Here is a 24726-nt window from a genome sequence, read left to right on the forward strand (position 1 = left end):
GCCGGGTGTCGCCGACGCGGCGGCGCCGGGTGTCGCCGACGCGACGGCGCCGGGTGTCGCCGACGCGACGGCGCCGGGTGTCGCCGAGGCGACGATCTGCCCGATCGCCAACGGCGGCACGGGGCGGATGATCGGGCGCTCGCGGAACGCGATCACCCCGGCCACGACCATCGCGGCGATCCCGGCCAGCGCGAGTGCGCGCACCCCGCGACGGCCCGGATCCAGCCGGATACCCCGCAACCGTTCGGGCACGAGCCGGCGCCGCCAGTGCGGTCCGGCCAACGGCTCCTCCAGCCAGCCGGGAGACCGAATGCGACCCACGTCGTCGCCGCCTTCCCGGTCGGGCGCCGGAGCGCCGGACAGCCGCAGGAGATCCCATCGACCGGCTCCGCCCGAACTGTCGTCCGGCAGGGAGTCACGCTCGCGCGCACCATCGACGACGACACCTTCGGGTGCCGGGCCGCGCCCGTCTTCGTCCTCCTCGGACCCGGTCACGCGGGAAGCCGCCACCGAACCGACGTCCCGGGCTGCGGCCCGTTCCTTTCCGTCCACCGGGCCGGAGCCGTCCACACGCGCCGTGCGGCGCACCGTCGATCCGTGATCCACCGGGCCCGAGGTGTTTTCGTCCGCGAGCGGTGGAAGCACCGCAACGCCCGATCGTCCCGCGCGTCGAGCGGCGGCCGCCGCGCGGGCAGGTTTCTCACGGCTCGCGCGATCCGGCTGCCCGGTACTCCGCCTGGGTTCTCCGCTCGGGGATCGGGCCGTCGTCCAGCCGGACGGCCCACGCTCGGCGTCCGGCTCGGCCGTCCCGGTGCCCGCACCGGCCGTTCTGCTCGCGCCGACCCGGGCGGTCAGCTCACCCAATCGCCGTCGTACCCGCTCACGTTCGTCCTGTCGTGACATGGCGGCGACGGTAGTGCCGCCCACCGGCGACAAAACCGGTCCGACCAGCTGATTCGGCAGGTCTGTTGACAACCCGCGGCCTGTGCACAACTCGCCGTCGGCCGGTCGGCGTCTTCAATCCGACACGCCGGGTACTACGCACCCAGGCTTCCCCGCTGACGCAGCGACCCAGTCGAAACCGACTTCACCAGCACGACTTCGGGCAGGCCGGGACAGCCGTCCGAAACCGCGCATCCGTCCATGCCCCGGCGCAGCGGCGGCAGGGCGACGCTCGGCGGACGGACGAACGACGCTGCGGCCGAGCCGTCCGGGAACGCTCGGATCAGCCCAGATCCTTGGCGAAGCAATTCGACAGAGGCAGGACCTCGTACGGCGAGAAGATCGGGATCCGGTGGTAGCCGCTGCGTTCGTAGAAGCGAACGGCTTCCGGTTGCAGGTGACCGGTCTGCAGGATCAACCGGGGGCGCCCGGCCACGCGAGCGGCATTCTCGGCGGCGGTGAGCAGTAACGCCGCAGCGCCGGACCCGCGATGCGCGGAGCGCACGAACATCCGCTTGACCTCGAGTTCCTCCGCATTCCACCGCAAGGCGGCGTGACCGACCGGACCGTCGGAGTACGCCACGAAGGTGCTGTGCACGGTGGCCGGGTCGACCGCGTTCGGGTTCGTGGCCAGCTGCCTCGCCAGGTGGGCGTAGCGCGGCCCCACTTCGGCGGCCATCTCGTCACGCAATGTCACCGCGTCCGGATGCGCCCAGTCCACCGCGGTCACGGTGAGCGGCGGGCGGACCGGCGGCCGTACAGAACTCATGCCCCGACGCTAGCGGTATGCCAGAAAGCACGCGAGCGATCGGATCACCGAGATCGTTGTCCGACGAGGGTTCGGAAACGCTCAGTGACACCCGCCCGGCACGACCAGCACGCCCAGCGCCCCCACACCGAGATGCACCGCCAGAGCGGGCCCGAACTCGGCGACGATGAGTTCTCGCATGCCAGGGACGAGTTCGCGCAGCTGGCCCGCGATGGTGTGCGCGGCGTCCTCGGCGCCGAGGTGTTGCACGGCCACCGCGGCGCCGTCCTCGCCCGCCGCGTCGACCGCCGCGGCGACGAGTTTCGCATACGCCTTGGAACGGGTCCGGACCTTCTCCCGCAGCTCCAGCCGCCCCTCGACGATGTGCAGCAGCGGTTTGGTGACCAGCTCGCTGCCGAAGAACGTCGCCGCCGAGGACAGCCTGCCGCCGCGGCGCAGCTGCTCGGTGCGATTGACCAGGATGAACGTGCGGGCCCGCGCGGCGGCGGCGACTGCCGCGTCGTAGACCACCTCCAGGGGCGCCCCGGCCTTGGCCCGCCGAGCTGCGGCCAGCGCGGGCAGCCCGGTGGCCAGCCCGGCGCCCAGGGAGTCGACCAGGCGGACCCGGTCGGCGGCGTCCATGTCGCGCACGGCCTGCCGACCGGCCTCCCAGGTCCCGGACAACCGGCGGGAAAGGTGCACCGCGACAACGCCGTCGCCGCCACTGCGTTCCCAGGCCCGCTCGTACACCGCGCGCAGCTCGCCGGGGGAGGCGGCCGAAGTGGTCACGGTGTCGGACGCATAGTCGATCTCGACCGGGTCGACGCCTTCCCGCATCGCCTGGTCACCGACCAGGACGTGCAGCGGGACGACGGCGATATCCAGCTCGTCGAGGTGTTCGGCAGGGAGGCTGGCGGACGAATCGGTGACGACCACGACTGCCACGGACTACCGAACCTCCTGCAGGGTCTTGACCATCGCGTTGGCCACCGCCGTGTGACCGTCCCAGCCCCAGTGGATGCCGTCCGGGTTCGCCTCGCCGGAGAAGATGTTGTCGCGCACCGCTTCCCCCAGGTCGACCAGCGGCACCGAGCTCCGGCCCGACCAGGCGCGCAACGCCTCGACCGCCCGTGACCGGCCGGAGTGCACGCGACCGTAGGCCGCGCAGTCGTGCACCGAGGGCAGCACCGCGACGACCGGCAGGTCGGGGCGCAACTGCGCCAGCGCGGTGCGGCACTGTTCCAGGTAGTCGACGCTCACCTTCGGTGGAAGCGCCACGGGCCTGCCGAGTTTCGACAGCTTGGGCTGCAGCCAGTTGTAGGTGGAGCGAACGACGCGGCGCAGCGCGGGCGGACGCACATAGCGGATCAGTTCGCGCAGCGCGGTGGGCAGCGGCGAGGGCAGGGTGTCCATGCCGCCGACGGCGAAGACCACCGCACCGGCGCGCGGCACCGCCGCCCACACCCTGGGGTCACCGATCAGCGCCCAGTAGGCGTCGCGGCAGGTCCAGCCGATCCGGGCGACCAATTCGACGTCCCAATCCAACTCGGCGGCAACCAGATTCGGCCAGATGCGCGGATGGTCGGCGGGCAGGCCGCCCTTGGGCCCGAAGTACGACAGGGAGTCGGCGATCACCAGCAGCACCGGGCGCGCGGCTTGACGCGTCTCGGCGGACACGGATTCCGAAGCGGCAGTAGCGGACTCGGTCGAAGCGCGACCGGCTGCTCCGGATGCGGCAGGATCGATCGTCGCTGTGCTGGACTCTGACGACACGCCGGGCACGGAGTTCACCTCGGCCGTGGGCCCGTCCGCAACAGAACCATTCGCCGCGAGCTCGTTCAGCTCTGCGACAGCCGATTCGGCGATCGCCGCCGACGATCCACCGAGCGCTTCCGCCGAATCGGCGCTCGGATCCGAGGTCTCGTTCGCGGCGCCGACGGACGAAGTGCCGCCGCCCACGTTCGCCTGTGGCTCCGCGCCGGTGACGAGATCGCCGGATCCGTCCTCCTCCGCGTCGGATTCCTCGGCGGACTCGGACGCGCCGCCGGTTTCCATGGCCGGGCCGGAAGCTCCTTCGGACGTGGCCCCGGGTTCGCGGGGCGCCGGTGGCGGGTCGAACAACGCGTCCGGCAACCGCCGTTCGGGCTTCGCCGACACCTTACGGAACAGTTCGTCCGGGACCGATCTGATCGGCTCTTCAGAGGACATCCGGTGCTACCTTCGCCGCTGCGTTCCACACATCCAGACGCCAGCCGGGCTGTTCGATGCTCGGGCCGTGACTGCTGAGCTGCACCCAGCTGGTATTGGCCAGTCCTCCGAGGATGGGCCAGTTCTGTGGCGGCAGGTCGAGCAGCGCGGCCGTGAGGGCGGCGATCAGCCCGCCGTGCGCCACCAGGATGATAGTCCGGCCCGGCCAGTCCTGTCGCTCGACCAGCAACTCCTGCACCACCGGCAGCGACCGCGCCCCGACCTCGAGTTTGCTCTCGCCGTTGGGCGGGGTGTAGCGCGCGTCCAGCCGCCACGCCATGCGCGCGCCGGGATAGTCGGCATCGACCTCCAGGTGGGTCAACCCCTCCCAGTCACCGAGATTCGTCTCCCGCAACCGGACGTCGGGCACGACGGTGAGCCCGGTGTGCTCGGCCAGAGCCGCCGCGGTGTCGAAGGCCCGCCGCAGGTCCGAGGAGTGGATCGCGATGGCATTGCGCGAAACCAGTTCACGCGCGGCTTCTTTGGCCTGTCGGCGACCGAGTTCGGTCAGATCGGTGTCGATCTGACCCTGCATCCGGTCGGTGGCGTTCCATTCGGTTTGCCCGTGGCGCAACAGGATCAGGGTGCGCACGCCGGCATGTCTGCTCACGATCGCGCCTCGTCCTCCGTCGCCGTGGCGCGCGTCTCCGGCGCGGCCCCGGTGAGGCCGGCGACCGGCACGACGGGGCAGTCCTTCCATAACCGTTCCAGCGCATAGAAATTGCGCTCGTCGCTGTGCTGGATGTGCACGACGACGTCGACGTAGTCCAGCAGCGCCCAGCGGCCCTCCCGGGTGCCCTCGCGCCGGACCGGCTTGTGCCCGGCCGCGCGGAGCTTCTCCTCCACGTTGTCGACGATGGCGTTGACCTGACGCTCGTTGGGCGCGGACGCGATCACGAAGCAGTCGGTGATCACCAGTTGCTCCGACACGTCGAGCACCACCACGTCGGACGCCAGCTTCTCGTCCGCGGCCAGCGCGGCGACCTGCGCGATCTCCACCGACTCCGTCGACGCGGTCATGCCGGCACCCCCGCGTTCGACTCCGGCTGGACCGCACCGGCGACCGTGTCGATTGTCGGCTCGCTCATGCCCGCACCTACGCTGCGCTCCCTCACGCTCAGCTACCTTCCGCTGCTCCGGGCACATACAGGTGCCGCTTCGATATGTACTGCACCACGCCGTCGGGGACGAGGTACCACACCGGCCGGTTCTCGGCGGCGCGGCGACGGCATTCGCTCGACGAGATCGCCAGCGCGGGGACCTCGACCATGGTCACCGCATCCGCCGGGAGATCCCGCAGATGCTCCTCGAGATGGTCGATGTTCAGCTCGTACCCCGGACGGCTCACCCCGACGAACTTCGCCAAGTCGAACAGTTCCGCCCAATCCTGCCATGTCAGGATGCTGGCCAGTGCGTCCGCACCGGTGATGAAGTACAGCTCGGCGTCGGGATACGTCGATTGCATCTCGCGCAGGGTGTCGACGGTATAGGTGACCTTGCCGCGGTCGATGTCCGCGCGGCTCACCGAGAACCGGGGATTGGACGCGGTCGCGATGACGGTCATCAGGTACCGGTCCTCGGCGGGGCTGACCCGCTTGTGCGATTTCTGCCACGGCTGTCCGGTCGGGACGAAGATCACTTCGTCCAGGTCGAACCGGTGCGCGACTTCGCTGGCGGCGACCAGGTGCCCGTGGTGGATGGGGTCGAACGTGCCGCCCATCACCCCGAGCTTGCGGCCGCGCCGACCTGTCTCGTGCATGACTGCCGAGCTTAACGGGTGGCGCGCGGCCTCCACGGGCCGGTAAGCGCAGGCGGGCATCGAACTGGAGACACCCGCCCGCACTCCGGCCCGCCGCTGAGGCGCGCGCCGGCCAGGACCCGACCCGACGCAGCCGATGCTCGCAGTGCAGACCCGCACCCCGATCGGATGCGGCGGCGTCTCAGGCGCTGGTTTCGGTGACCCGGCCGATCCTCCGCATTCGGGCCAGTTGCTCGCGGGTATGTGTGAGTTCCTCCGCCGCCTCGGCCGAGTCGCCGGCCAGCGCGACCAGGTCGGCGGTCAGCGTCCGCATCGAGGTGAGCCACGGGGCCGGATCGGCTTCGGGAGAAACCTGCAGCCAGGCCGCCGCACGCACGCAGTGCGCCCGCTCCGCCACCGCCCCGAGCGCGGCCCACAGCTCGGCGGCGCGGTGGTAGGCCGACACCGCCTCGTCGTCCTGTCCGCAGTGCTCGAGCTCGCCCGCGGCCGACCACGCCAGCTCGGCGTGCAGCCGCATCCGGTCCGGGTCGTGCTCGACCAGCCGGGCCGCCTCGAGGAACTGCCGGGCGGCCTCGCGGTGGCGGTCCACTGCGCTCAGGGATCGGCCGAACTGCGCGCGCACCACCGCCAGCTCGCCGGGCGGATACGGTACCGTCCCGCCGACCAGTGCCTGTTCGAACAGTGCGACGGCCTCGCCGTGGCGCTCGGCGCGGTGGAACGCGCGCGCTGCCACCACCGTGTGATGCAGCACGTCCGGTTCGGACAGCCCTTCCCACCGTGCGGCGGCGCGCACCGCGGCATCGGCCAGATCGAGTTCGCGGTCCGGCTGGCTCGCGATGGCGATGACCAGCTGCGCGCCCAGCCGGGCGGCCTCCTCCCGCTCCAGCACCGGGGTGCCCAGCGCCAGCGCTTCCCGCAGGTGCGCTTCCGCCTCCTCGGGGGCATCGGCGAGGCGGGCGGCGCCGAGTCCGGCCAGCCTGCGCACCTCCGCGGCCCGGTCGCCGGAGAAGTCGTCGGGAACCGGAATACGGTCCGGCACGGTCCCGGCGCGGGGCAGTGTGCTGCGGACACCGAGTGGCAGTCGGTCCAGCAGCGGTTCGGCGGCGAGCCGGGCGGCCGTGCGCAGGCTGACCGCGCTGTTGCCGTTGCGGGCGTCGTAGCGGGCACACAACGCGCCGATCTCGGTTTCCAGTTCGGCGCGCACCGATTCCACCGTGCCGTCCGCCAGCGGAAGATCACCCAGCCGCAGCGCCACCAGCCTGCGCAGCAGCACGCACACGCCGGTCGCGAACGCCAGCCGCGCACCGGCGTCGGCGCCGGGATCGGCCAGCCAGCTCGCGTGTTCGGCGAGGATCTCCAGCCCGCGCGGCTCATTGCCGGTCAGCGCACAGAATTCCACGTGCGAGGCCACCGAGGGACGCAGATCCTCGGTATGCCGGACCAGCGGATACCCGGTCAGGTGCGCGCCGCGCGCCGCCGCGACGCGACCGGTGCGCACCAGCGGCAGCAATGCCTCGGCCAGCACGCGATGTGGTTCCTCGGCGCAGGTCCGGTCGCCGTCGAGCACGGGTTGCCAGTGCGCCAACCCGGCCTCGTCGTCGCCGAGATACACGCTGGTCACGCCCCATTCGCTGCGCTCACAGGCGTCGCAGTCGGACATGCTGTCGCGCGCGGCGGCCCGCGCCTGCTCCAGCCATGCGGCGGCGGCCGCGGTGTCGCCGATCTCGCGCGCGAGTTCGGAGCGCAGGGCCAGCACCGGCCGGAGACTGTAGCCGCGCTGCCGATACCGCTTGTCCAGCTCGCCGAACCAGCGGTCGATCGTGGACAACGGGATCGCGGGGTTGTCGATCATCCCCCAGGTGACCCACTTCAGATACCAGTGCACCGAATGCGTCATCGCGCCCAGTTCGGCGGGGTGATCGTCATAGATGCGCAGCAATCTGCCGTAGGCCACGGGTACCAGGTCGCGTTCCCCGGCGTAGGTGTACGACTGGGCCAGCTCCAGCAGCACCCGGCCTTCGAGCGCGCGATCCGATCCGCTTTTCGCGGCCGCGGCCAAGGTCTCCAGGCGCTCGGTCCGCGTCCGTCCGTGCGGCAGGGCGTAGACCTGCGCCAGTGCCGTCGTGATCTCGGCGGCGTCCATGCTCACTCCGTCTCCTCGCCGCGGCCGGCGGCGCGTTGGGTGGCCCAGCCGAGGAATTCGCCGAAGGCGCGGTTGAGCAACGCCGTGTCGGCCGCGCTCAGCGGGCGGTGGGTCATCAGCAGGGCCTGGCCGTAGAGCGATTCCACCGCCGTCTTCAGGAACGACGGGTCGCCGATGCGGGTCAGCCTGCGCACGATCGGGCTGTGGTGGTTGAGCACGAGCTGGGCGCGCGGCGTCGCGACCGCCAGTGCGCCGAGGATCTCGCTCCACAGTTCGTCGGCGTCCTCGGCGGTCTGCGCCCTCGCGCGTTCGGTGCGCGCGGCACGGCCGTCGAGGTAGAGCGCGGGCACGGTGACCGGATGGAAGGCGCGCAGGATCACATCGCACGCGAGCGGATCGAGCACGGTCCGCGCCAGCGCCAGCACCGCAGCCAGTGCCAGTTCCTCGCCCGGGTCGACCGGGTCGAGCGCCGCGGTGATCGCGTCGGTGTCCAGGTCCACCACCTCGACACCGGGCAGCAGCCGAGGCAGCTGCGCGACCAGCTCACGGTCGTAGGCGTAACCGCCGTTGACGACGCCGATCCCCTGCGCGGCGGCGGTGGCCGCCACCTGACGGAACTCCTCGACCGTCCCGGTCACCCGCACCGTGCGGTGGTTGCGAGCGAACTCGGTGAGCGGCACGCGACCGTCGGTGGTCTCGAAATGCAGATGGGGCAGCATAATCCGCAGCAGGTCGGTCGAATGCCTGGCCAGAGCCTTCACCCCGAGCGCGTGCACGGACAGGAACGCCGCCAGCCGCTGCGGCTGGGCGGCGGCGATCTCGGCGAGCCAGTCCCGGATTCGGTCGCCGAGCACCTCACGGACGACGGCGAGCCGCTCGTCCTCGTAGAGCCCCTCGCGCGACGCGGTGGGCCGCAGCGTGTCGGTGTCGATCACGCAGCGCACGAAGAACGCCCAGTCCGGGAGCACGCCGCGCACCGCGTCGCCCAACAGCATCCCCTTCAGATACACCCGATGCGCGCTGCTGTCGGACGGGTTGCCCGGCTGGGACAGCACATAGGCCACCCCGCTGACCCCGGCCGCGCCGGCATCGAGGTCGATCGCGTCGAGCGGGGCGAAGCCCAGCGTCCGGTGACCGTACTCGAGCAAAGCGATCCTGCGCTGTTCCGCCGACGGATAACTACGCCGCCAAACCGGAACACCCTCGGTGACCGTCGTCACGGCACCGTTCGACTCCACCGTCACCTCGTAGGGCAGCAGCGACCCGAATTCGCGCGCCAGATCGGTCACCCGCTCCGGCCCGAACCACTCCCGCGCTCCGCCACGCGGGGTGAGCCACACCGTGGTGCCCGGCTCGGCGTGGCCGTCCGGATCCAGCGCGCGGACCGCATAGGTGCCGTCGGCGCGGGCCAGCCACTCGACGGGCGGGGCGGCCGGGTCGATGGCCGAGCGGGTGACCACCCGGATGGTCTCGGCGACCGTGAAACAGGCCAGCAGCCCGATCCCGAACTGCCCTAGAAACTCTCGTCGCGCGCCTTCGATGTCGTCTCGCTTGGACGAACGGCCGATCGTGGCCAGAAACCGGTGAACGTCGCGCTCGGTCAGGCCGACGCCCGAATCGCTGATCCGCACGCCGGCCTCGTCCACGGTGAGGCGGACGGCGGTGGGAGCAAGGGCATCCAGCCGCACCCGGGCAGTGACGGCGTCGACGGCATTCTGCAACAGCTCGCGCAGGTAGACCCGGGGACTCGAGTAGAGGTGATGAGAAAGGAGATCGACTATTCCGCGCAGGTCGACCTGGAACGAATAATTGTCGTGCACCGCCGCCGGACCGTGGGGCGTTGAGTTCACCATGGCCGCCGATCTTGTCGGCGCGCGCCAAAGGTTCTCTTAACGAACCCTTTTCGATCAAGCAGTCGGGCGTTTGCCCTTCGGCAGCTTGCGCACGACGGCCTCGTAGGACAGATCTACCAGCTCGCGGAGTTCGTCGTCCGCAACGGCGCCGCCGAGCTGGATGACGTTCCAGCCGTAGCGCCCGATGTAAGCCGACGCCGCCACGTCGTCCGGGTACACCCGGACCAGCTCGTCGGCCTCCTCGCGAGTGCGGCCGCACTTCAAGCCGACCGACGTCGCGCCGAGGAAGGCGAAGATCTTGTCCCCCACCTTGGCGACGACATCGCCTTCCCACGGCTCGTCCTGCCAGGCGCCCGGCTTGGCCAGGCAGTAGTTCAGCAACGCGGCGTCGTCCATGGCCGTCTTCCTACACCGGCAACAGCCGGGACACGACCGCGGTGAGCTGTTTGGCCGAGCGGCATTCGTGCATCTCGATCACGCCGCCGTATTTATCCGCGGCGGAATCGCCAGAACCCCATTGGTTGCGCGGCTCCGGGTTGAGCCAATGCGCGTGTTTGGCGACCTCGACCAGCGAGCGCAGCGTGTTCAGCTCGGGGTCGCGGTAGTTCGTGCGCGCGTCGCCGAGGATCAGCAGCGAGCTGCGGCTGGTGACGGCGTCCGGATAGTTCCGCGCGAATCCGGCCAGCGCGTTGCCGTAGTCGGAGTGCCCGTCCAGGCCGACCACGCTCGCCTCGCCGAAGATCCGGGCCATCGCCCGATCCAGCTGGGTGTGCGGATCGAAGAAGTCGGTCACCTCGTCGATCTGGTCGACGAACGCGAAGATGCGCACCCGGGAGAACTGTTCGCGCAGCGCGCTCACCAGCAGCAGCGTGAAGTTGCTGAAGCCGGCCACCGACCCGGAGACGTCGCACAGCAGCACCAATTCGGGTCGTCCCGGCCGCGGCTTCCGGTTCACCAGATCGATGGGCACCCCGCCGGTGGACATGGACGCGCGCAGCGTGCGGCGCAGGTCGATGGCGCCGCGGCGGGCATGCCTGCGGCGCGCCGCCAAGCGGGAGGCCAAAATTCGGGCCAACCGTTGCGTACTGCGCTTGAGTTCGGCGAGTTCGGCTTCGGAGGCGCGCAGGAAGTCGACCTCCTCGGCTTGACGGGCGACGCCGTAGCTCGCCACGCGTTCGCGGCCGATCCGTTCCGCGACCCGCCGCCTGGTCTCGGCCTCTACGGTCGCGCGGAAGCCGGAGATGCGCTGCCGGGCCGCCCGGCGGGCGATCTCGGCGTCGAACTCGCTCGCGTCCGGTCCGAGGGCCATGCCCGCGAGGATGCGCGCCAGCAGCGTCTGCGGCTGGACTTCCTTCAGCGCCTGGTACGAGGAGAAGGACGGGCCGCGCGCGGACTGGTACTGGCCGAGCTGTTCGACCAGCTGCGCGGCCAGCGCCTCCAGCTGGGGCGTCGCCGACTCCTGCGCCAGCAGTTGCGCGAGCAGTTCGCGCAGCGCCGGGACGTCCACGTCGCCCGAGGGCGTGTGCGGTATCTCGATCTCGTCCTGGGCGGCGGCGCGTTCCCCGACGGCGACCGGGAACCACAGATCGAACAGTCCGTCGAAGGTCGCGCGATGGGTGGTGCGCCGCAGCAGCGCGCATGCCAGCCCTTCGCGCAGGACCTCCCGGTCCATCAGGTCGAGCACGGTCATCACGCGGCCCGCGTCCACCGTCTCCGACGGCCCGACCGGTATGCCGCGCGTACGCAGCGCCTCGACGAATCCGACCAGATGCCCGGGGATACCGTGCGGCGCGCTCAGGGACGCGACCTCCGCGGGGACCGACCCGGTGGCCATGGCTCAGGCCAGCTTCAGTTCGGCCAGCGCGCGCTGGTGGTCGCTCTGGTGTTTGAGGACGACACCGAGGGTGGCGCGGACGGTCGTGTCGTCCAGATCCCGCAAGCCCAGCGCCAGCAGTGTGCGGCCCCAGTCGATCGATTCCGCCACCGAGGGCAGCTTCTTCAGCTGCATGCCGCGCAGCACGTGCACGACCCGCACCAGCTGCGCGGCGACCGCCGCCGACAGCTCGGGCACCCGGCTGGCCAGGATGCGCCGCTCCAGCTCCTCGTCCGGGAAATCCAGGTGCAGGTACAGGCAGCGGCGCTTGAGCGCCTCGGACAGCTCGCGGGTGGCGTTCGAGGTCAACACCACGAACGGTTTGCGGCTGGCGGTGATCGTGCCCAGTTCGGGCACCGTCACCGCGAAATCGCTGAGCACCTCGAGCAGCAGGCCCTCGATCTCGACGTCGGCCTTGTCGGTCTCATCGATCAGCAGCACCGTGGGCTCGGCGCGCCGGATCGCGGTCAGCAGCGGGCGCGACAGCAGGAACTCCTCGGTGAAGACGTCGGCCTTCGTCTCCTCCCAGTCGTTCTCGCTGGAGGCCTGGATGCGCAGGATCTGCTTGGCGTGGTTCCACTCGTACAGCGCGCGAGCCTCGTCGACGCCCTCGTAGCACTGCAACCGCACCAGCTCCGCGCCCGAGGTCTGCGCGACCGCGCGGGCGAGTTCGGTCTTGCCCACCCCCGCCGGTCCCTCGATCAGCAACGGCTTGCCAAGACGATCGGCGAGGAACACCGAGGTGGCGGTGGCCTTGTCCGCCAGGTAGCCCGTGCTCGCCAACCGTTCGATCACGTCGTCCACCGACGCGAAGATCGGCTCCTGTACTGCGCTCTCCGACACCACCCGGCACCTTCCCTTCGAACCATCCCCCACGCTACGGCAGCGCGGCGGCGACGCCGACTCGGCGTCGCCCGCGACCGCCGCGCAGGCGGATCAGACCGGCCGGATCTGTCCTTCGCCCCAGACGATCCACTTCGTGGAGGTCAGCTCCGGCAGCGCCATCGGGCCGCGCGCGTGCAGCTTCTGCGTGGAGATGCCGATTTCGGCGCCGAAGCCGAACTGCTCGCCGTCGGTGAACGCGGTGGAGGCGTTCACCATCACGGCGGCGGCGTCGACGCGGCCGGTGAACTCGCGCGCGGCGGCGAGGTCGCCGGTGACGATGGCCTCGGTGTGGCCGGTGCCCCAGGTGTTGATGTGGTCCACCGCCGCGTCCAGGCCGTCGACCACCTTGAGCGCGATGTCCAGGGTGAGGTACTCCTCACCCCAGTCGGCGTCGGTGGCCGGAACCTGACCGGGCAGGTCACCGTGGATGGTGACGCCGGAACGCTCCAGCGCCGCGGTGAGCCGGGGCAGCGCGGCCTCGGCGATCGCGGCGTCGATTAGGACGGTCTCGGCGGCGTTGCACACGCTCGGACGACGGGTCTTGGCGTTGATCAGGATCCGCTCGGCCATGTCCAGATCGGCGGCGGCGTGCACGTAGACATGGCAGTTGCCGGTGCCGGTCTCGATGGTGGGCACCTGCGCGTCGCGCACCACCGCGTTGATCAACCCGGCGCCACCGCGCGGAATGACCACGTCGACCAGGCCGCGGGCCTGGATCAGATGGGTGACGCTGGAACGGTCCTCGCTCGGCAGCAGCTGCACGGCGTCGGCCGGGATGTCCTGCGCGACGAGCGCTTCGCGCAGCACCGTGACCAGCGCGGCGTTGGAGTGGGCAGCCGAGGACGAGCCGCGCAGCAGGGCGGCGTTACCGGACTTGAGCGCGAGCCCGAACGCGTCGACGGTGACATTCGGCCGGGCCTCGTACACCATGCCGACCACGCCGAGCGGCACGCGCACCTGCCGGATCTCCAGGCCGTTGGGCAGGGTGGAGCCGCGCACCACGACACCGACCGGGTCGGGCAGCCCGGCCACCTGACGCAACCCCGAAGCGATGCCGTCGATGCGGGGCTTGGTCAGCCGCAGCCGGTCCAGCAGCGACTCCTCGGTGCCAGCGGCCTGCGCGGCGGCGATGTCCTCGGCGTTGGCGGCCAGCACCCGGTCGGCGGCGGCCAGCAGCGCGTCGGCGGCGGCGTGCAAGGCGTCGTTCTTCTGCGCGGTCGTCAGCTGGGCGAGTGCCCGCGACGCGACCCTGGCCTTGCGCGCGGCCTCGTGCACCACCTCGCGAACATCCGGCTGAGTGGTCGTTCCTACCGTCATGGGTACAGCCTACGCACCGGGCACAACGCCGATTCGACCCACTGTGAAGCGGACTCGCGGACGCGTGCGCGAGCCGGGCCGGGCGACTACCGTCCGCGATATGACGGTCGAACCGGAAGCTCCCGCGATCGTGGTGCTCGGCAGCATCAACATGGACTTGGTCACCACGACCGCACGCAGGCCCGTCCCCGGTGAGACGGTCCTCGGCAGCGGCTTCGCCATGGTGCCGGGCGGGAAAGGCGCCAACCAGGCCATCGCGGCGCAGCGGGCGGGCGGCGCCGTCCGCTTTCTCGGGGCGGTCGGCGACGACGTCTTCGCCGCGCAGCTGCGCGGCGCGCTCACGGACGCCGCGGTGTCGGCCGACCGGCTGCGCACCGTCGCCGGGCCGAGCGGCATCGCGACCATCGTGGTGGACGACAGCGGCGAGAACAGCATCATCGTGGTCGGCGGCGCCAACACGCGCATGACCGAGCTGACCGAGGACGATCTCGCGGCCATCGCGGCGGCCGATATCCTGCTGTGCCAATTGGAGATTCCGGTCGAAACGGTCTCCGCCGCGGCGCGCCACGCGCACGCACACGACACGACGGTGCTGTTGAATCCCTCGCCCGCCGGCCCCCTGCCCGCCTGCCTGTGGGCCGATATCGATGTGGCCGTGGTGAATTCGGGTGAGGCACAGCAGCTCGGCGCGGTCCTCGACGCCGTCGCGCACCTGGTCGTCACTCGTGGGGCGTCCGGCGCGGACTATCGCGGACCGGACGGCGCCCGCCTGTCCCGGCCCAGCCCGCGGGTCGGCGTCGTCGACACCACCGGCGCGGGCGACGCCTTCACCGGCGCGCTGGCCGCGGTCTGGCACCGCGGCCCCGAATGGGCGCTGACCTGGGCCTGCGCCGCCGGAGCGCTGGCGACGACCCGGTTGGGCGCGAGCAGTTCGATCCCGGCCCGCGAGGAGATCACCGCCGCTCTGGTCGCGGAATAGCGGCGGCTGCCGCTGCGCCCGAGCCGATATCGTGAGGGGCATGGCCACCACGCCGGATCGCATTCCCGCCGAGGGCGACACCGCGCACATCCAAGGGCTCGACGCGTCCATGGTCGCGCTGACCTTCGTGGACAACGCGGGCATCACGCGCGTGAAGGCCGTCCCGAAGCAGCGGCTGGGCCAGGCGGCCCGGTACGGCGTCGGGGTGTCGCCGTGCTTCGAGACCTTCACCTTCGACGACCTGATGGCGGTCGGGCGCTATCTCGGCGGGCCCGACGGCGATCTGCGGCTCATCCCGGATCTGTCCAGGCTGACCGAACTGGCCTGCCAGCCCGGCTGGGCGTGGGCGCCCACGGACAAGTACACCCAGGATGGCACCCGTTTCGTCGCCTGCCAGCGCCACTTCGCGGCCCGCCAGACAGCGGCGGCGCAGGCCGCCGGACTGCGGTTGTCGATGGCTTTCGAGACCGAATGGTCGGTGGGACGCGCCGACGACACCGATGGCTTCACACCGGCGATCGACGGCCCCGCCTACGGCCTGGCGCGGCTCGGGCAGGTCGCCGACTACGCCGCCGACCTGGTGGCGGCACTGGAGCGGCAGGGCATCACCGTCGCCCAGTTCCATCCGGAATACGCCCTCGGGCAAGTGGAGTTGTCGGTCGAACCGTCCGAACCGGTCACCGCCGCCGACGATGCCGTACTGGTCCGCCACACGATCCGTCAGGTGAGCGCGCGGCACGGCCTGCGGGCGCTGCTGACGCCCTGCATCGAGCCCGACGGGGCCGGTTCCGGCGCGCATCTGCACCTGTCGTCGACCGACGACGACGGACCGCTGTTCGCGGGCGGCGACGGCCCGCACGGCATGCGACCGGTCGGCGAGGCGTTCCTGGCGGGAGTACTGCGGGAGCTGCCCGCGCTGGTCGCGGTGGGCGCGGGCAATCCCGCGAGCTTCCTGCGGCTGGCGCCGTCGCGCTGGGCGGGAATCTGGCAGTGCTGGGGCCACGAGACCAGAGAGGCCGCGCTGCGCTTCGTCACCGGGGTGCGCGGCACCGAGCGGTGGGCGGCCAACGCCGAGATCAAATGCTTCGACGCGACCGGCAATCCCTACCTGATCGTCGGATCGGTCATCGCCGCCGGGCTCGCCGGTGTCGCCGAACGCTTACGCCTCCCAGCCGAAATCACCGGGGACCCCGCGACTTTCGACGCCGAAACACTCATGATGTCGGATGTGCGCCGCCTCCCCACCACACCGGCCGAAGCCGCCGGTCACCTCGCCGCGTCCAAGGTGCTCGCCGACGCGATGGGCGCCGAATTACACGACGCGCTGCTCACCGTGCGCCGCGCGGAAGCGCGGCGGTACGCCGACGCGAGCGCCGAAGAGCTCGTCGCCCTGACCCGCAGGCGGTTCTGACATGCTCACCGACGATGTCCGGCTCACCGACCACCACTGTCACGGCGTCGACACCGCGAACCTGGACCGCCCGGGGTTCGAGCGCCTGCTCGGCGAGGGCTCATACGGAAGTTTCGATTCCGCGATCGGGCTCGCGGTGCGCCGCTGGTGCGCGCCCGCGCTCGACCTGCCCGCCCACGTCAGCCCGGACGTCTACCTCCGGCATCGGGCGGAGCTCGGCGCGCGCGAGGTCGCGGCGCGGCTGCTGCGCGCGACCGGGGTGACCAGATGGTGCCTGGACACCGGAATCGGCGGCCCGACAGCGGATTTCGCCGCCTTGGTGGACGGTGAGGTGCGCGAGGTGGTCCGGCTGGAAGCGGTGGCCGAGCAAGTCGTCGCCCAGGTCGGCGCCGTGTCCGGGGTGTACGAGCACATCGAGGCGGAGTTGCGGGCGCGCGCCGCGAGCGCCGTCGGACTGAAGACGATCGTCGCCTACCGGTGCGGTCTCGACTTCCCGCTGCGCGATCACCCGCCGACCAGTTTCGCACCCGAGCACCGGCTCACCGACCCGCACTTCCTCGGCTGGCTGGTGGGTCTCGGCGCGCGGATCGGCGCCGAACTCGGTCTTCCCCTGCAATTCCACACCGGGTTCGGTGACCCGGACCTGCGCCTCCGGCACGGCGACCCGCTGCTGCTCACCGACTTCCTGCGCCGGACTGCGGGCACCGGCCTGTCGGTGATGCTGCTGCACTGCTGGCCCTTCCACCGCCACGCCGCCTACCTCGCGCACGTCTTCGACCACGTCCATCTGGATCTCGGCCTCACCATCCCCTACGTGGGACAGCGGGCCGGGGCCGTGCTCGCCGAGACGCTGGAACTCGCCCCCTTCCGGGCGCTGTGCTACTCCTCGGACGGCTACGGTCTCCCCGAGTTGCACCACCTCGGCGCGCTGCTCTGGCGGCGCGGCCTCGGCAAGCTGATCGACGAATGGATCGCCGACGACGCGATCACCACCGCCGACGCCGAAACCCTGGTCGGCGCCATCGCCCACGGAAACGCCGAACGCGTCTATCGGACGCGGTTCGAGAGCGCGGTCGGCTGATCCACCATCCCGGTCGGTCGGATATTCGGGTGCGCCGGGTGCCACCGGTCCCTACCGTTGATGAGGAAGACCAACGGAAGGATCGAGACCATGTTTCCCGTCGAGCTGCGCGGCACCAAGGCGCAGACGCTGATGTGGGCCCACGAGCACGAGGTCGAGCAGGCCGCGCTCCAGCAGCTGCGCAACATCGCCGCGCTGAAATGGGTCCACGGCGTCCGCGTGATGCCGGACGTGCACCTCGGGAAGGGGGCCACGGTCGGCTCGGTGATCGCGATGCGGGACGCGGTGTCCCCCGCCGCGGTCGGCGTGGACATCGGCTGCGGCATGGAGAGCGTGCGCACCGACCTCACCGCGGCGGATCTGCCCGACAACCTGCGTTCGCTGCGGTCGCGCATCGAGGCGGCGGTGCCGGTGGGCTTCCAGGCGCATCGCGACGCGGTCGACGTCACCCGGCTCGGCCACCAGGTCGCCGGGCTCGGCGCGAGCACCGCGACGCTGCGCGCGGGCTGGGACCGTTTCTGGGGGACGTTCGGTGCGCTGGACGACCGGGTGCAGGCGCGGGAGTCCAAGGCGCACAGGCAGATGGGCACGCTCGGCGGCGGCAACCACTTCATCGAGGTCTGCCTGGACCAGGACGACCACGTGTGGATTCTGCTGCACTCCGGCAGCCGCAACATCGGCAAGGAGCTCGCCGAGCGGCACATGGCGATCGCGCGCGGGCTGCCGCACAACATCGATCTGCCCGACCGCGACCTGGCGGTCTTCGTCTCCGGCACGCCCGAGATGGAGGCCTACCGGCGCGACCTCACCTGGGCGCAGGAGTACGCGGCGCGCAACCGCGCGGTAATGCTCGCCCTGGTCTGCCGCGCGGTCGCCACCGAATTCACCCAGCGCGGCGTGCGTTTCGAGCAGCCGATAAGCTGCCACCACAACTATGTGGCGGAGGAAGTCATCGACGGCGTGCCGATGCTGGTGACCCGGAAGGGCGCCGTGCGGGCCGGCGAAGGCGATCTGGCGCTGATTCCCGGCTCGATGGGCACCCGCTCGTATGTCGTGCGCGGCAAGGGTAATCCGGCGTCGTTCCAGTCCGCCTCGCACGGCGCGGGACGGCGGATGAGTCGCAACGCGGCCAAGAAGCAGTTCACCGTCGCCGATCTCATCGCGCAGACCGAGGGCGTCGAGTCGCGTAAGGACGCGGGCGTGGTGGACGAGATCCCGGCCGCGTACAAGGACATCGACGAGGTCATCGAGGCACAGCGAGACCTGGTCGACGTGGTCGCGACGCTGCGGCAGGTGCTCTGCGTCAAGGGCTGATCTGCGCATCCGACATCGCGCCGGGTGATCCCGCTCGCCCGGCGCGAAGTCCGGATCGGCGCAGCCGCGAGGTGGCGGCGGACCCGTCCGGCTGTCGCGGCGGCTTCCTCGATACCATCGGATATGCCCTGGCGGCCCTCCTTCTTCGCACCCGCTCCCGATTCCGACCCGGCGGCGGGCCCGCCGGAGATTCCCGGCGTACGACGGTCGGAGGTGACCGCCCGGGACGTGCGCTTCCACGTCACCGAGGCGGGCCCGCCGGATGGACGCCCGGTGCTCGTGCTGCACGGCTGGCCCGAGCATCACTACGCCTACCGTCATCTGCTGGCCGACCCGCCGGACGGGTTGCGGATCATCGCGCCCGACCTGCCCGGCTACGGCTGGTCCGGTCCCGCCCCGCACCGGTGGGCCAAAGACGACGTCGCCTCCGACCTGCTCGCATTGCTGGACGCGCTCGGGCTCGCTCGTGTCCTGCTGGTCGGCCACGACTGGGGTGGCTATATCGCGCACCTGCTGGTCCTGCGTGAGCCGGAGCGATTCGACGCGCTGCTGGCGCTCAACATCGCCCACCCGTGGCAGACGCCGCGCGGCTTCCTCCCGCACGCGTGGCGGTTCCTGCTCTATCAGCCTGCCGTCGCCGCGTTCGGCGGGTACCTGCACCGGCGTACTCGCTTCCTGGAGCAACTCGTCTTCACCCGCGGCGTGCGCGATCGCGCGGCGTTCGGCCCGGAAGTGACCCGCGCCTACGCCGACCGTTTTCGCGACCCGGTCTGCGCCCGCACGGCGACCGACACCTACCGGACCTTCCTGCTGCGCGAAGTACCCCGGTCGGCCGGGCGCGGCGAACGACGCCGAGCGCGAGTGCCGATCCTGACCCTGTTCGGCGTCGAGGACGCGGCGATCCATCCGTCGCTCGCGTCCGCGGAGACCGCCCGCGCCGACGACTACCGGCTGGAGCTCGTCCCGGACTGCGGCCACTTCATCATCGAGGAGCGGCCGGATCTGGTCCGCGCCCGCCTGGTCGAGCTGGCGACGGCGACCGCGCGATCCAGCTGAGCGCCGCCGTCGATGCGCTGACAGCCGGGCGCTGCGACCACGTGGAAAGCACCGGTGCGGTGAGTATGTGAGACTCGGGGCCGAGCTGCGAGGTCGTATACGACCGCGGTACGACGGCATAGGAGAAACCTGCATGGTGCGCATCGGGGTCACCGGGCATACGAACGTCACGCGGACCACCGAGCCGCTGATTCTTGCCGCGATCGGTGAACTCCTCGCCCCGTACGCCGCCGCGGACCTGGTCGGCGTGAGCTGCCTCGCCCGTGGCGCCGACTCGGTGTTCGCCAAGGCCGTCCTGGATGCCGGTGGGCAGCTCGAAGTGGTGTTGCCGTCGCGGGACTACCGGCAGGCGCAGGTGCGTCCCGACCACGCCGGCCTGTTCGACGAACTCGTCGGGCGCGCGGCGGCGGTACGGGTCATGGACTTCGACGAGGCGGGAAACGAAGCCTACGAGGCGGCCAACGAAGCGATGCTGGCCTCGTGCGACCGGCTGATCGCGGTATGGGACGGCGAGGCCGGGCAGCGTGGCGGCACCGGGTCGGTGGTCGCGCTCGCTCGGCGGCGTGACGTGCCGGTCGAGATCGTATGGCCGGACGGCGCGGCGCGCGGCTGACCCGATCGGCGGTGGCCGGCCGCGACGCCACCTGTCGGTGCCGTCGGGCACGATGGAGCGCATGACCACGGCCACCGGCGCGTCTTCGCTCGACCTCACGGCCCCCGACCTGCGCGAGCACGCCGAACAGCTGCTGCGCGAACTGGCCGGGGCGGACGCTCGGCTGCGCGAGGACCAGTGGACCGCGATCGAGGCGCTCGTCGTACGGCGCCGCCGGGCACTGGTCGTGCAGCGCACCGGCTGGGGCAAGTCGGCGGTGTACTTCATCGCGGCCAAGCTGCTGCGCCGGGCCGGGCGCGGGCCCACGGTGATCGTGTCGCCGCTGCTGGCGCTGATGCGCAACCAGGTGGCGGCGGCGCAGCGCGCGGGGGTGGTCGCGGCCACCATCAACTCGGGCAACGTCACCGAGTGGGACGAGATCCACGCCGATGTCGCCGCGGGTGCGGTCGACGTGCTGCTGGTCAGTCCGGAACGATTGAACAACCCGGACTTCCGGGACCAGGTGCTGCCCCGCCTCGCCGCCGACGCGGGCCTGGTGGTGATCGATGAAGCGCACTGCGTCTCCGACTGGGGACACGACTTCCGGCCCGATTACCGGCGCATCCGGACGCTGATCGCCGACCTCGGTTCGGACGTCCCGGTGCTCGCGACCACGGCAACCGCCAACGACCGGGTGGTCACCGACGTCGCCACCCAGATCGGCACCGACACCTTGGTGCTGCGCGGCACGCTGGATCGCGAGTCGCTGCACCTGTCGGTGGTTCGCTTCGACGACGCCGTGGAACGCACCGCCTGGCTCAGCGGTCACCTGCACCGGCTGCCCGGCTCCGGCATCGTCTACACGCTCACCGTCGCCGCCGCACACGACCTGGCCGACGTGCTGACCTCGCACGGTCACACCGTCGCCGCCTACACCGGGCAGACCGACCCGGCCGAACGCGAGGCGTTGGAGGCGGCGCTGCTGAACAACGAGGTCAAAGCGCTCATCGCCACGTCCGCGCTGGGCATGGGCTTCGACAAACCCGATCTGGGGTTCGTGGTGCACGTCGGTGCGCCATCCTCCCCCATCGCCTACTACCAGCAGGTGGGACGGGCGGGGCGCGGCACCGACCGGGCCGAGGTGATCCTGCTCCCGGGCCCCGAGGACGCGCGGATCTGGAGTTACTTCGCCTCCGTCGCCTTCCCCCGGGAGCACATCGTGCGCGCGGTGCTCGACGCGCTCGATTCCGAGCGGGCGCTGTCCACCGCGGCGTTGGAGCCGCTGGTGGAGCTGAATCGCTCGCGGTTGGAGATGGTGCTGAAGGTGCTCGATGTGGACGGCGCGGTGCGCCGGGTGCGCGGCGGCTGGATCGCCACCGGCCGGCCGTGGACCTACGACACCGAGCGCTACGAGCGGCTGTCCATCGCCCGTGAGGCCGAACAGCAGGCCATGATCGACTACCAGTCGACAGCCGAGTGCCGGATGGAATTCCTGCGCCGCCAGCTCGACGACCCGGGGCTGTCGGCGGAGTCGCCGGGCTGCGGCCGCTGCGACAACTGCACCGGCAGTCGTCCGGACCGCACCGTCGCCGCCGACGCGGTCGCCGCGACCAAAGCCCGGCTCGACCGTCCCGGCATCGATCTCGCGCCGCGCAAGCAGTGGCCCACCGGCATGGCCAAACTCGGCGTCCCGCTGTCCGGCAAGATCACCGGTGGCGCCGAGACCGGGCGCGTCCTCGGGAGGCTGACCGACCTCGGCTGGGGGCAGCGCCTGCGGACGCTGCTCGACGGCCCGGACGACCCGGTGCCCGACGCGGTCTTCGACGCCTGCGTCGCCGTCCTGCGCGAATGGGATTGGGCCGCCCGCCCCAGGTCGGTGCTCGCGCTGGAGTCCCCGCGCTATCCCGTGCTCACCGCCACCCTCGCAGCCCGGCTCGCCGAGGTCGGTCGCCTGCACGACCTCGGCACGCTGCGCACCCGCCCGGGCCGCCCGCCCGTCTCGGCGGCCAACTCCGCCCATCGCGTAGCCGGACTGTTCGACTCCTGGGAGATCCCCGACCTCACCCAGGTACAAGGCCCGATCCTGCTGGTGGACGCCGTCACCGACACCGGCTGGACCTTCACCGTCGCCACCCACGCCCTCCGAGCAGCCGGCGCCGACGCCATCCTGCCCTTCGCGCTGGCGACGCCGACCTAGCGACGAGGCCCGGCGGCCCGAGCCGGTCGGCCACCTGCTCCAGCAGTCGATGACGCTCGAAGGACCCGGGCCGGTTCGTCGACGCGGGGATAGCCCGGCTGCTCCAACCGTCCCGTACCGCGGCGTATCGAGCTCGGGCGGGCCCGAGAAGTCAGCCGCTCCGACCTGCGGGTTCCGAACCACCTACGCCGGCCTGCCCCGACTGAACCGACACCGAACGCCACGACGGCGCAACCAGCCACGACCGATCCAGCTCGACCGAAACCATACGGACATCACCCGATTCGAGGGCAACACAATTCGGGTCATGCGCGGCGAGGGCTTGCCGATTAGGTTCGGCCGTCTATCCGATACACGAGGAGTTCGAATGTTCGCAGTACGTGGATTTGCCGCCGCCCTGGTCGGTGCCGCAACGCTGACCGGTGCCGGGGCGGCCGCCGCGGCGCCGTTGCCGCTCGAACCGCAGTCGCCCGCACCGGCCGTGTCGGTCGCAGGGAGCTGTGGTGGTATCACCGATCCGTTCGTGGCGCTGGTCTGCGCGATCAGCAGCCTGTCCGGCGGAGGCGGCACGGCCGTTCGATGAGCAGCCGTGAAGTCGGCTCAGCCGCGCACGAACGGCGCCGAGTTCGGCGTGACGCGATCACTGCCGAACCAGTCGAGCGGAAGCCGACCGCGAACACGCAGCGCCGCAGGCGCTGCGCTAAAGACTGAGCGTCGCCCGCAGGCGCGCGTCGAGGGATTCCGTCTCCGCCTGGGTGAGCACGCCGAGGTGTTCGGTGAGCCACGGGCGGTAGGCGCGGTGCAGTTTCATGGTGTCGGCCCAGCCGTGCTCGGTGTGGGTGGCCAGCACATGGCCGGGGTCGGCGTCGCGCAGCGGAACGACCTGCAGCCAGCGAGAGCGCGAGGTGATCACCGCCGTATCGGACACCAGCACGACCGTCATACGCCGCGGGAAGGGAGTGCCGTCACTGAGCGTCGGCGCGTAGCGCCAGACCTCGCCGCGTCTCATGCGGCGCCGTCGGCGTCGACTTCGGCGATCTGGCCCAGCCGGACGTCGTCGTAAGCGGCGGTCAGGTCGGCTTCCTCGTCGATGGTCAGGTCGGTCAGGCTGTCGTGCACGAGCGTGGTGCGCAGCGCGGCGTTGATCACCGACGACAGACTGCGGTTCTGGCGCTCGGCGGCCTCCCTGGCCCATTCCGCCACCTGCGGATCCAACGTGACGGTCACGCGCGTCGCCCTGCCCATATGCGTATGCATACCAGAGCGGTGCGCTACCGGGAACTCGTCGGGGCAGCGGACCCGGCGGACCTCGGATCGTGCACGGATTTCCGTCGGCTCGCCCGCTACAGTCGACCCGTGGCCAGCAAATCCACCGGGTCGGCGATCGAGCTCGAGGTCGGCGACCACACGATCCGCGTCTCCAACCCGGACCGCGTCTACTTCCCCTTGAACGGCGCGACCAAGCTCGATCTGGTGCAGTACTACCTGAGCGTCGGGGACGGCATCGTCAACGCGCTGCGCGACCGGCCTTGCATGCTGCACCGGTTCCCCAAAGGACTCGCGGGCGACAAGGTCCATCAGAAGCGGCTTCCCGCGGGCGCGCCGGACTGGATTCCGACTGTGCGCGTGTATTTCCCGCGCTACGGCAGGCACGCAGACGAGTTGTGCGTCGAGAAGCTCGCCGACGTCATCTGGGCGGTGCAGATGTCGACGGTCGAGTTCCATCCGTGGAATTCGCGCGCCGATGACACCGAGCGCCCGGACGAGTGGCGCATCGACCTCGACCCGATGCCCGAGTGCCCATGGTCGCGCGTGCAGCGGGTCGCCGGAGTGGTGCGCGAAGTCCTCGACGAACTCGGCGCCGTCGGGTGGCCGAAGACATCCGGCGGCAAGGGCCTGCACGTCTACGTGCGGATCGCGCCGCAGTGGGGGTTCCAGGACGTGCGCCGGGCAGCGCTCGCGTTCGCCCGCGAAGTCGAGCGCCGGGCGCCCGATGACGTGACCACCACCTGGTGGCGTCGCGACCGCGACCCGAAGCTGCTGTTCGTCGACTACAACCAGAACGCTCGCGATCACACCATCGCCGCCGCCTACTCGGTGCGCGGCGTCGCCGCCGCCACGGTCTCCACACCGGTACGCTGGGACGAGATTCCCGACATCGATCCGCGCGACTTCACCATGGCTTCCGTGCCCGCTCGCTTCGCCGAACTCGGCGATCTGCACGCGGGCATGGACGACGCGGTGTTCCACCTGGATCCTCTCCTGGAGTGGGCCGAGCGGGACAAGGTGGACGTGGAGCTCGACGAGGAGCGCGGCGAGGCCTAGCGCC

At 71.1% G+C, this 24726-nt stretch carries 23 protein-coding genes and 1 pseudogene; 9 read left to right on the forward strand and 15 right to left on the reverse strand.

What is annotated here, in order from left to right; genetic code table 11:
• The 13 genes and pseudogenes from NNI01S_RS34755 to NNI01S_RS25060 form a co-directional block, all read right to left on the reverse strand.
• Nucleotides 1-903, reverse strand: a pseudogene (locus tag NNI01S_RS34755) (hypothetical protein); the annotation flags it as partial.
• A 322-nt stretch (nucleotides 904-1225) separates the two neighbouring features.
• Nucleotides 1226-1711, reverse strand: coding sequence for a GNAT family N-acetyltransferase (locus tag NNI01S_RS25005; protein ID WP_063022593.1), 486 nt, complete (start codon nucleotides 1709-1711; stop codon nucleotides 1226-1228).
• A gap of 81 nt (nucleotides 1712-1792) precedes the next feature.
• On the reverse strand, nucleotides 1793-2635 hold the full coding sequence (locus NNI01S_RS25010) for a DegV family protein (protein ID WP_063022594.1): 843 nt from the start codon (nucleotides 2633-2635) through the stop codon (nucleotides 1793-1795).
• A gap of 3 nt (nucleotides 2636-2638) precedes the next feature.
• Nucleotides 2639-3367 (reverse strand): diglucosylglycerate octanoyltransferase, encoded by a 729-nt coding sequence (gene octT / locus NNI01S_RS36590; RefSeq protein ID WP_063022653.1) that lies wholly within the window; start codon nucleotides 3365-3367, stop codon nucleotides 2639-2641.
• 520 nt (nucleotides 3368-3887) lie between these two features.
• The gene (locus NNI01S_RS25020) at nucleotides 3888-4547 is read right to left on the reverse strand and encodes a histidine phosphatase family protein (RefSeq protein ID WP_435825016.1); all 660 of its coding nucleotides are present in this window, start codon (nucleotides 4545-4547) and stop codon (nucleotides 3888-3890) included.
• Nucleotides 4544-4957 (reverse strand): ribosome silencing factor, encoded by a 414-nt coding sequence (gene rsfS / locus NNI01S_RS25025; RefSeq protein ID WP_063022595.1) that lies wholly within the window; start codon nucleotides 4955-4957, stop codon nucleotides 4544-4546. The genes NNI01S_RS25020 and rsfS overlap by 4 nt, the downstream gene beginning before the upstream one ends.
• A 97-nt stretch (nucleotides 4958-5054) precedes the next feature.
• Nucleotides 5055-5696: a nicotinate-nucleotide adenylyltransferase gene (nadD, locus tag NNI01S_RS25030; RefSeq protein ID WP_084489301.1), complete on the reverse strand. Its 642-nt coding sequence runs from the start codon at nucleotides 5694-5696 to the stop codon at nucleotides 5055-5057.
• A 181-nt stretch (nucleotides 5697-5877) separates the two neighbouring features.
• On the reverse strand, nucleotides 5878-7839 hold the full coding sequence (locus tag NNI01S_RS25035; protein ID WP_063022597.1) for a hypothetical protein: 1962 nt from the start codon (nucleotides 7837-7839) through the stop codon (nucleotides 5878-5880).
• 2 nt (nucleotides 7840-7841) lie between these two features.
• The gene (locus NNI01S_RS25040; RefSeq protein WP_063022598.1) at nucleotides 7842-9692 is read right to left on the reverse strand and encodes an HSP90 family protein; all 1851 of its coding nucleotides are present in this window, start codon (nucleotides 9690-9692) and stop codon (nucleotides 7842-7844) included.
• A gap of 54 nt (nucleotides 9693-9746) precedes the next feature.
• Nucleotides 9747-10088 carry an MmcQ/YjbR family DNA-binding protein gene (locus NNI01S_RS25045; RefSeq protein ID WP_063022599.1) on the reverse strand — a complete coding sequence of 114 codons (342 nt, stop codon included), beginning with the start codon at nucleotides 10086-10088 and terminating at the stop codon, nucleotides 9747-9749.
• Nucleotides 10089-10098: 10 nt separating this feature from the next.
• Nucleotides 10099-11526, reverse strand: a complete 1428-nt coding sequence (locus NNI01S_RS25050) for a vWA domain-containing protein (protein WP_063022600.1) — start codon at nucleotides 11524-11526, stop codon at nucleotides 10099-10101.
• A 3-nt stretch (nucleotides 11527-11529) separates the two neighbouring features.
• The gene (locus NNI01S_RS25055; RefSeq protein ID WP_157114961.1) at nucleotides 11530-12411 is read right to left on the reverse strand and encodes an AAA family ATPase; all 882 of its coding nucleotides are present in this window, start codon (nucleotides 12409-12411) and stop codon (nucleotides 11530-11532) included.
• A gap of 90 nt (nucleotides 12412-12501) precedes the next feature.
• Nucleotides 12502-13767, reverse strand: a complete 1266-nt coding sequence (locus NNI01S_RS25060) for a glutamate-5-semialdehyde dehydrogenase (RefSeq protein ID WP_063022602.1) — start codon at nucleotides 13765-13767, stop codon at nucleotides 12502-12504.
• 100 nt (nucleotides 13768-13867) lie between these two features.
• Here NNI01S_RS25060 and NNI01S_RS25065 point away from each other — a divergent pair, with 100 nt between their 5' ends.
• The 8 genes from NNI01S_RS25065 (at nucleotide 13868) to NNI01S_RS25100 (ending at nucleotide 22980) form a co-directional block, all read left to right on the forward strand.
• Entirely contained in the window at nucleotides 13868-14746 is an 879-nt protein-coding gene (locus NNI01S_RS25065; RefSeq protein WP_063022655.1) for a ribokinase, read from the forward strand.
• Between the two features lie 40 nt (nucleotides 14747-14786).
• Complete coding sequence (locus NNI01S_RS25070) at nucleotides 14787-16157, forward strand: type I glutamate--ammonia ligase (RefSeq protein ID WP_063022603.1); 1371 nt, start codon at nucleotides 14787-14789, stop codon at nucleotides 16155-16157.
• A 1-nt stretch (nucleotide 16158) separates the two neighbouring features.
• Nucleotides 16159-17238, forward strand: coding sequence for an amidohydrolase family protein (locus tag NNI01S_RS25075; RefSeq protein ID WP_063022604.1), 1080 nt, complete (start codon nucleotides 16159-16161; stop codon nucleotides 17236-17238).
• A 90-nt stretch (nucleotides 17239-17328) separates the two neighbouring features.
• Nucleotides 17329-18552: an RtcB family protein gene (locus NNI01S_RS25080; protein WP_063022656.1), complete on the forward strand. Its 1224-nt coding sequence runs from the start codon at nucleotides 17329-17331 to the stop codon at nucleotides 18550-18552.
• A gap of 123 nt (nucleotides 18553-18675) precedes the next feature.
• Complete coding sequence (locus tag NNI01S_RS25085) at nucleotides 18676-19608, forward strand: alpha/beta fold hydrolase (RefSeq protein WP_063022605.1); 933 nt, start codon at nucleotides 18676-18678, stop codon at nucleotides 19606-19608.
• A 133-nt stretch (nucleotides 19609-19741) separates the two neighbouring features.
• Nucleotides 19742-20221 carry a hypothetical protein gene (locus NNI01S_RS25090; protein ID WP_063022606.1) on the forward strand — a complete coding sequence of 160 codons (480 nt, stop codon included), beginning with the start codon at nucleotides 19742-19744 and terminating at the stop codon, nucleotides 20219-20221.
• A gap of 61 nt (nucleotides 20222-20282) precedes the next feature.
• Nucleotides 20283-22397 carry a RecQ family ATP-dependent DNA helicase gene (locus tag NNI01S_RS25095; RefSeq protein WP_063022657.1) on the forward strand — a complete coding sequence of 705 codons (2115 nt, stop codon included), beginning with the start codon at nucleotides 20283-20285 and terminating at the stop codon, nucleotides 22395-22397.
• A gap of 367 nt (nucleotides 22398-22764) precedes the next feature.
• On the forward strand, nucleotides 22765-22980 hold the full coding sequence (locus NNI01S_RS25100) for a hypothetical protein (protein ID WP_063022607.1): 216 nt from the start codon (nucleotides 22765-22767) through the stop codon (nucleotides 22978-22980).
• 117 nt (nucleotides 22981-23097) lie between these two features.
• On the opposite strand, the gene NNI01S_RS25105 is transcribed toward NNI01S_RS25100, so the two are convergent.
• Nucleotides 23098-23406: a hypothetical protein gene (locus NNI01S_RS25105; protein WP_063022608.1), complete on the reverse strand. Its 309-nt coding sequence runs from the start codon at nucleotides 23404-23406 to the stop codon at nucleotides 23098-23100.
• Nucleotides 23403-23624, reverse strand: a complete 222-nt coding sequence (locus tag NNI01S_RS25110) for a hypothetical protein (RefSeq protein ID WP_245676361.1) — start codon at nucleotides 23622-23624, stop codon at nucleotides 23403-23405. The genes NNI01S_RS25105 and NNI01S_RS25110 overlap by 4 nt, the downstream gene beginning before the upstream one ends.
• Nucleotides 23625-23753: 129 nt before the next feature.
• Between NNI01S_RS25110 and ligD the strand changes: the two genes are divergently transcribed.
• The gene (gene ligD / locus NNI01S_RS25115) at nucleotides 23754-24722 is read left to right on the forward strand and encodes a non-homologous end-joining DNA ligase (RefSeq protein WP_063022658.1); all 969 of its coding nucleotides are present in this window, start codon (nucleotides 23754-23756) and stop codon (nucleotides 24720-24722) included.
• The last annotated feature ends 4 nt before the right edge of the window (nucleotides 24723-24726 follow it).

It is taken from the genome of Nocardia niwae NBRC 108934 = DSM 45340 (assembly GCF_001613465.1).
GTDB classification, from domain to species: domain Bacteria; phylum Actinomycetota; class Actinomycetes; order Mycobacteriales; family Mycobacteriaceae; genus Nocardia; species Nocardia niwae.

What these genes read in the sequence shown, in the direction of transcription:
- NNI01S_RS25090 (WP_063022606.1), top strand. Translation starts at nt 19,742, where the DNA reads ATGGTGCGCATCGGGGTCACCGGGCATACGAACGTCACGCGGACCACC.
- NNI01S_RS25100 (WP_063022607.1), top strand. Translation starts at nt 22,765, where the DNA reads ATGTTCGCAGTACGTGGATTTGCCGCCGCCCTGGTCGGTGCCGCAACG.
- NNI01S_RS25040 (WP_063022598.1), bottom strand. Translation starts at nt 9,692, where the DNA reads ATGGTGAACTCAACGCCCCACGGTCCGGCGGCGGTGCACGACAATTAT.
- NNI01S_RS25080 (WP_063022656.1), top strand. Translation starts at nt 17,329, where the DNA reads ATGTTTCCCGTCGAGCTGCGCGGCACCAAGGCGCAGACGCTGATGTGG.
- NNI01S_RS25085 (WP_063022605.1), top strand. Translation starts at nt 18,676, where the DNA reads ATGCCCTGGCGGCCCTCCTTCTTCGCACCCGCTCCCGATTCCGACCCG.
- NNI01S_RS25035 (WP_063022597.1), bottom strand. Translation starts at nt 7,839, where the DNA reads ATGGACGCCGCCGAGATCACGACGGCACTGGCGCAGGTCTACGCCCTG.
- NNI01S_RS25050 (WP_063022600.1), bottom strand. Translation starts at nt 11,526, where the DNA reads ATGGCCACCGGGTCGGTCCCCGCGGAGGTCGCGTCCCTGAGCGCGCCG.
- NNI01S_RS25060 (WP_063022602.1), bottom strand. Translation starts at nt 13,767, where the DNA reads ATGACGGTAGGAACGACCACTCAGCCGGATGTTCGCGAGGTGGTGCAC.
- NNI01S_RS25065 (WP_063022655.1), top strand. Translation starts at nt 13,868, where the DNA reads ATGACGGTCGAACCGGAAGCTCCCGCGATCGTGGTGCTCGGCAGCATC.
- NNI01S_RS25075 (WP_063022604.1), top strand. Translation starts at nt 16,159, where the DNA reads ATGCTCACCGACGATGTCCGGCTCACCGACCACCACTGTCACGGCGTC.
- NNI01S_RS25095 (WP_063022657.1), top strand. Translation starts at nt 20,283, where the DNA reads ATGACCACGGCCACCGGCGCGTCTTCGCTCGACCTCACGGCCCCCGAC.
- NNI01S_RS25005 (WP_063022593.1), bottom strand. Translation starts at nt 1,711, where the DNA reads ATGAGTTCTGTACGGCCGCCGGTCCGCCCGCCGCTCACCGTGACCGCG.
- NNI01S_RS25045 (WP_063022599.1), bottom strand. Translation starts at nt 10,088, where the DNA reads ATGGACGACGCCGCGTTGCTGAACTACTGCCTGGCCAAGCCGGGCGCC.
- NNI01S_RS25105 (WP_063022608.1), bottom strand. Translation starts at nt 23,406, where the DNA reads ATGAGACGCGGCGAGGTCTGGCGCTACGCGCCGACGCTCAGTGACGGC.
- nadD (WP_084489301.1), bottom strand. Translation starts at nt 5,696, where the DNA reads ATGCACGAGACAGGTCGGCGCGGCCGCAAGCTCGGGGTGATGGGCGGC.
- NNI01S_RS25070 (WP_063022603.1), top strand. Translation starts at nt 14,787, where the DNA reads ATGGCCACCACGCCGGATCGCATTCCCGCCGAGGGCGACACCGCGCAC.
- rsfS (WP_063022595.1), bottom strand. Translation starts at nt 4,957, where the DNA reads ATGACCGCGTCGACGGAGTCGGTGGAGATCGCGCAGGTCGCCGCGCTG.